Source organism: Streptomyces alkaliphilus (genome assembly GCF_014141535.1).
GTDB lineage: Bacteria > Actinomycetota > Actinomycetes > Streptomycetales > Streptomycetaceae > Streptomyces > Streptomyces alkaliphilus.
The window spans coordinates 1-1,686 of the sequence record NZ_VKHT01001046.1 but is presented as its reverse complement, the minus strand read 5'-3'; the positions used below and the strand labels follow the sequence as shown (position 1 = coordinate 1,686).

The following is a 1,686-nucleotide window of genomic DNA, read 5'->3' as shown; positions in this document are numbered from 1 at the left end:
AGCATCCCCCGCACGAGGGAACGGCCCGCCGAAGCCCCCGGATGGACGTGGGCGGCCTGCGCCGCATCCGACGCGCCGCCTTCCTCGGCGGCGCCCCGCGCCACGCCGTGCCCGACGCGATCGAACACCTCGCCCGCGCCCACCGGCGACATCATCCCCGTGCCCCGCTCGAGGTGTTGGGGGAGGCCTATCGCCTGGCCGAGGCCGCGCACCGCGGGCAGTTCCGCAAGAGCGGCGACCCGTACATCACCCACCCCGTGGCGGTCACCCTCATCCTCGCCGAATTGGGCGCGAGCACCACCACCCTGACCGCCTCCCTCCTGCACGACACGGTGGAGGACACCGAGGTCACCCTGGAGGAACTGCGGGAGCGCTTCGGCCCCGGTGTCGGCCACCTCGTCGACGGCGTCACCAAACTCGAGAAGGTGGACTGGGGCGCCGCCGCCGAGCCGGAGACCTTCCGCAAGATGCTGGTGGCCGCCGGCAGCGACGTGCGGGTGATGGCGATCAAACTCGCCGACCGCCTGCACAACATGCGCACCCTGGGTGTCATGCGTCCCGAGAAACAGGCCCGGATCGCCCGGGTCACCCGGGACGTCCTCATCCCGCTCGCCGAGCGCCTCGGCGTCCAGGCGCTCAAGACCGAGCTGGAGGACCTGGTCTTCGCCGTCCTCCACCCCGAGGAGCACCGCCGGGCGGTGGAACTGATCCGCGCCCGCGCCGGCCTGCCCGACCCCCTGGAGGGTGTCGCCGACCGGGTCCGCGCCGTGCTGCGGGAGGCCGGCATCGCGGCGGAGGTACGGATCCGTCCCCGCCACGTCCTCTCCGTCCACCGCGCGCTCACCAAGCGCGGCCCGCTCTCCCCGCACGACTTCGGTCGGCTGCTGATCCTCGTCGAGGAGAAGGCCGACTGCTACGCCGTCCTGGGGGAGCTGCACACCTGCTTCTCGCCGATGGTCTCCGAGTTCAAGGACTTCGTCGCGGCCCCCAAGTTCAACCTCTACCAGTCCCTGCACACCGCGATCGTCGACGACGCGGGGGAGGAGTCGGGCGGGGTCGCGGAGGTGCTGGTGCGCACCCATCGCATGCACCGGATCGCCGAGGCCGGTGTGGTGGCCGTGCCGCACCCCGATGTCGACCCGGCGGCCGACCCGACCGGCGGCGATGGCGATGCCGGGGAACGGCCGGACTGGCTCTCCCGCCTGCTGGAGTGGCAGCGCGACGCCCGCGACCCCGACACCTTCTGGACCGAGCTGCGGGAGGAACTCTCCGAGGACCGGGAGATCGTCGTCTTCGACGAGGACGAGCCGCACCGCGCCACCGGTCCCTCCACCGCGCCATCCGGCGTCGACGCCCCCGACCCCGGCCCTCTGCGCCTCCCGGTCGGGGCCACCTGCGTGGACGCCGCCTACGCCCGGCACGGCCGGCGCGCCCACGCCTGCGTGGGCGCGCGGGTCAACGGCCGCCTGGTGCCCCTCGGCACCCCGCTGCGGGACGGCGACACCGTGCGCCTGCTGCTCCTGCCCGAACCGGAGCCCGCGCCCGGCCCCGGTGCCGACTGGCTGGAGCACGCCCGCACCCCCGCGGCCCGGCTCGCCATCCGCGCCTGGGCCGCCGACCGCCCCGAGCCGGACCCGGCGGGTTCCCGCGAGGCGGCCCCCGTTCACACCCGGTCGCGGACCTGGC

At 74.7% G+C, this 1,686-nt stretch carries 1 protein-coding gene; it reads left to right on the top strand.

The genetic code is table 11. From position 1 onward, the window contains the following. Positions 1–1,686: RelA/SpoT family protein (locus tag FNQ90_RS22255; protein ID WP_407699425.1), on the top strand; the 1,686-nt coding region annotated here is incomplete at both ends.